This is a genomic window from Protofrankia sp. Cr2 (genome assembly GCF_963555885.1).
Classification (GTDB): Bacteria; Actinomycetota; Actinomycetes; order Frankiales; family Frankiaceae; genus Protofrankia.
On sequence record NZ_CAUVXG010000023.1, the window covers coordinates 73,272 to 77,167 of the forward strand.

The window sequence follows — 3,896 nt, forward strand, 5'->3', positions numbered from 1 at the left end:
GACCCGGGCGCGGCGGTTTTCGTCGGCGACCGTCCGGCGAGCGACATAGCCGGAGCTCGCGCCGTGGGCATGCGCACCGTGCTGCTCTCCGACGGCGCAGGCCCCCGCTCCGGGGCGCCGGGGGAGTCCGGTGACGGCCGGGCCGACGCGGTGATCGGGCGGCTCGGGCGGCTGCTGGGCGTCCTGGACGGCTGGGCGCTCAGGCGCCAACGGCCGTTCTCACGCGCCGGGTAGCGCCCGGGCGGCCTGGCCAGCGGGCTGGCCTGCCGCGATACGGGCCTGCTGGCCGCGCACCGCCATCCCGGCCAGGGCGTCGGTCACCAGCGCGCGTCCGTTGCCGGTCAGGTCGCCGATCGCGTCGTAGGCGGCGGCCGAACAACGGTCCTCGATGTCGGCCAGCAGCAGGAGCACTCCGGCCAGGTCGGTGGATACCGCCGGCAGCCGGTACGCGGCCTGGGCCGGTGGCGCGGTGCCGCCCCGGTCGAGGATCTCGGCCACCAGCCGGTCACGCAGCTCCCGATGGGCGGTGAACGCATTCTGGGCGAGGACACGGGCCGACTCCGCCACCGGCCGCAGGGCAGCCAGCTCACCGCCGGCCGCGGCGGCGACGTAGACGGCGGCGTGCTCCATGGCGAGCAGGTCCGACAGCCTCCAGACGGCGGCGGGATCGGGTGGCCGGGGATCCTGAGCCGGCATCGGTCAGCCGACCAGCGGGGCGAGCAGGTCCGCGTGCGCGGTCTCAGCCGCATGGATGCTGGCCAGTAGCGGCGCCAGGCTCGCCGACGCCGCCAGGCACTGGGTCCGTAGTGACGTCGCGGCCGCGCGCTCCAGCTTCACCAGCCCCGCCACGGTAACCTGCACGGCGTCGGCGGTGACCGTAGCGGTGGGCGTGACCGTAGCGGTGGGTGTGACCGTAGCGGTGGGCGTGACCGGCACAAGGCGACTGACATGCTCGGCATGGTGAGCCCGCACCGCGCGCAATGTCGCCGCGATCGAGGGATACACGGCGATCGCGCGGTCGTATGCCACGAGCAGCGCGTGTTCGGACTCGAGCGCGGATCCACGCAGAATGTCGTCGGCGGTGGCGGCCGGGGTGGCAGCGGGCTCCCGGGCCGCTCGTGTCCAGCTGCATCCGACGAGGGCGTTGGTCGCCGCCAGGGACAGCGTGCCGAGCACGACCCGTCTGGAGGACCCCTGACCAGGAACCATCGAGCTCACGGCCCAGCAGCTTGACACAGGTCGCCGAGCAGCGTGACGCCTGCACGCCGGCCCTGCCTGCGGGCGGACCCGGATGAGAGACGGGCGGCGACCGACGTAGGCTGAGGATCTCGAGAGGACGTCACGCCGGAGCGTGGCGACGGACGCCAGTGCGTGGCGACCCAGTGTGTAGCGACGGAGAGGAGCGGGTCGACGTGGGTGACGCCGTGGCCGCAACCCATGCCGGCGGCGGGCGAGGCCGCGCCCGACTGGTCCGCCTGCTCACCCCGGAGCTGGCGGCTCATGGGTTCGACCTGGAGGACGTCGCCGTCACCCGGGCGGGTTCCCGCAGCGTCGTGCGGGTCGTGGTGGACCGCGACGACGGTATCGATCTGGACGCGGTCGCCGAGGCCAGCCGGGCCGTCTCCGCTGTTCTTGATGCAGTCGACGGCGACGGCGCACCGGTGTCCGGCCCGTACGTGCTCGAGGTCAGCTCGCCGGGGGTCGACCGCCCGCTTGTCGCGGCCCGGCACTGGCGGCGCGCCCGGGGACGCCTGGTTTCGGTGCACACCCGTGACGGTGGTCAGCTGATCGGCCGGGTCCGCGCCAGCGGGCCCGATTCGGCGGAGCTCGCGGTGGATGATCAGAGTGGGCCGGCCGGTGCGGTGCGGCGGATATCCTTCGCGGATGTCGTCCGGGCCGTCGTGCAGGTGGAGTTCCGGGCGACCGGGGACGATTCGGCGACCGGGGACGATTCTGCGACCGGGGCGGACGCGCAGGGGGAGGCGGAGCGATGAAGCTCGATGTGGCGGCGCTGCGTGGGATCGAACGCGAGAAGGAGATCTCCTTCGACACACTGGTGGAGGCGATCGAGACCGCGTTGCTGACGGCCTACCGGCACACCGGCGGCGCGGCACAGGACGCCCGGGTGGTCGTCGACCGGACGTCGGGGAATGTCGCGGTCTATGCCCGTGAGACGTCCCTGGACGGGCTGACCCGCGAATGGGAGGACACACCCGAGGACTTCGGCCGGATCGCGACGATGACCGCCAAGCAGGTGATTATGCAGCGGCTGCGCGAGGCCCAGCAGGAAGTCACCTACGGACAATATGCTGACCGTGAGCATGATGTCGTCTCCGGCGTCGTCCAGCATCACGAGCAGCGAGCCGGTTCCAAGGTCGTGCTGGTGGATCTCGGCACGATCGAGGGCGTGCTCGCGCCGGCTGAGCAGGTCCCCGGCGAGCGTTTCGAACACGGGGACCGCGTCAAGTGCTATGTCGTGAGTGTCGTGCGCGGAGCACACGGCCCCACGGTGACGTTGTCTCGAACCCACCCGGAGCTGGTCAAGGGGTTGTTCCGGCTCGAGGTCCCAGAGGTGGCGGACGGCACGGTGGAGATCGCCGCGATCGCCCGGGAGGCGGGACACCGCAGCAAGATCGCTGTTCGGTCGACCGTCCCCGGAGTGAACCCGAAGGGCGCGTGCATCGGTCCGATGGGCAGTCGGGTGCGTGCCGTCATGGCCGAGCTGTGCGGCGAGAAGATCGATATCGTCGACTGGTCCGCCGAACCGGCTACGTTCGTGGGTAACGCGCTGTCGCCGGCGCGGGTCGCCCGCGTCGAGGTCACCGACGAGGCCGGCCGCTCGGCCCGGGTGGTCGTGCCGGATTACCAGCTGTCACTCGCTATCGGCCGGGAAGGGCAGAATGCCCGGCTGGCCGCCCGTCTCACCGGCTGGCGCATTGACATCCATTCGGATACGGAAGGCGGCGGTGACCCGGTGTCGAGGGAACGTCCCGAATCGTCTCCCAGGCGGGTCGCGCCCCTGTCCGCGGCCCGTAGATCCCCAGCCGCCGGCAACCACTCCGCGGGTGCAACGGGTTAGACTGGTGAGGGCGCGCCGTGCGGAGCCGATCCGCACCTGCGTAGGGTGTCGTACTCAGGCGGCGCGGGCCGACTTGGTGCGTATGGTGGCAGTTGGTGGCGAACTCACACCCGATGTTCGCCGTCGTATGCCAGGACGGGGAGCACACCTGCATCCCGATCTGGCCTGCCTTGATCTCGCGGAGCGCCGCAGGGCGTTCCCGCGGGCGCTGCGCGTTCCAGGGCCACTCGGGCTTGGACGTGCCAGGGCGTACCTTGTTGAACGTTAGATGATGTTGAGCGGTAGATGATGTTGAATGGCACGTGATTGCGCACCGGTGTGGAGTTCACGGAAGATCGGACGACATCACCAGATGTCGACACGGAAGCAGGTCGAGACAGCGATGACCGCGCGATGAGCACGCAGCCATGATCACGACCAGCAGGTAACGAGGGCACGCGGCCGGACCGCGGGCCGAAAGAAGGAGCACCGTGGTAGGAAAGGCCCGCGTACACGAGCTCGCCAAAGAGCTCGGAGTCGACAGCAAGACCGTGCTCGCCAAACTGAAGGATCTCGGCGAGTTCGTGAAGTCGGCTTCGTCCACAGTCGAGGCACCCGTCGTTCGAAAGCTCAAGGAATCGTTCCCGGCCGAAGGGGCGGCAACGCAGCGGTCGTCCGCCCGCGGTGGCACACCCCAGGGCAACGTCGGTTCCCAGGGCAACGGCACTTCCCAGGGCAACGGCACTTCCCAGGGCAACGGAGTCCGGCCCGGTACCGGCGCCCGTCCGGGACCGGTACCGCCCCGTCCCGGTCCGCGGCTGCCCGGCCGCCCCGGTGC

The 3,896-nt window shown here is 70.9% G+C and carries 7 protein-coding genes; 5 read left to right on the plus strand and 2 right to left on the minus strand.

Features of this window, described 5'->3' with window-relative positions; genetic code table 11:
* On the plus strand, positions 1-234 hold a 234-nt coding region (locus U9978_RS12925), incomplete at its 5' end, for an HAD hydrolase-like protein (RefSeq protein ID WP_322761345.1).
* On the opposite strand, the gene U9978_RS12930 is transcribed toward U9978_RS12925, so the two are convergent.
* Both U9978_RS12930 and U9978_RS12935 read right to left on the minus strand, forming a co-directional pair.
* The gene (locus U9978_RS12930) at positions 220-696 is read right to left on the minus strand and encodes a DUF4439 domain-containing protein (RefSeq protein ID WP_322761346.1); all 477 of its coding nucleotides are present in this window, start codon (positions 694-696) and stop codon (positions 220-222) included. The two genes, U9978_RS12925 and U9978_RS12930, sit on opposite strands and share 15 nt — an antisense overlap.
* Before the next feature lie 3 nt (positions 697-699).
* Positions 700-1,218 (minus strand): hypothetical protein, encoded by a 519-nt coding sequence (locus tag U9978_RS12935; RefSeq protein WP_322761347.1) that lies wholly within the window; start codon positions 1,216-1,218, stop codon positions 700-702.
* A gap of 194 nt (positions 1,219-1,412) precedes the next feature.
* On the opposite strand from U9978_RS12935, the gene rimP reads away from it, so the two are divergent.
* From rimP to U9978_RS12955, 4 genes are all read left to right on the plus strand, one after another.
* Entirely contained in the window at positions 1,413-1,994 is a 582-nt protein-coding gene (gene rimP, locus U9978_RS12940; protein WP_322761348.1) for a ribosome maturation factor RimP, read from the plus strand.
* The gene (gene nusA / locus U9978_RS12945; protein ID WP_322761349.1) at positions 1,991-3,079 is read left to right on the plus strand and encodes a transcription termination factor NusA; all 1,089 of its coding nucleotides are present in this window, start codon (positions 1,991-1,993) and stop codon (positions 3,077-3,079) included. The genes rimP and nusA overlap by 4 nt, the downstream gene beginning before the upstream one ends.
* Positions 3,080-3,083: 4 nt before the next feature.
* Positions 3,084-3,347 (plus strand): YlxR family protein, encoded by a 264-nt coding sequence (locus U9978_RS12950; protein ID WP_322761350.1) that lies wholly within the window; start codon positions 3,084-3,086, stop codon positions 3,345-3,347.
* A 202-nt stretch (positions 3,348-3,549) separates the two neighbouring features.
* On the plus strand, positions 3,550-3,896 hold a 347-nt coding region (locus U9978_RS12955; RefSeq protein WP_322761351.1), incomplete at its 3' end, for a translation initiation factor IF-2 N-terminal domain-containing protein.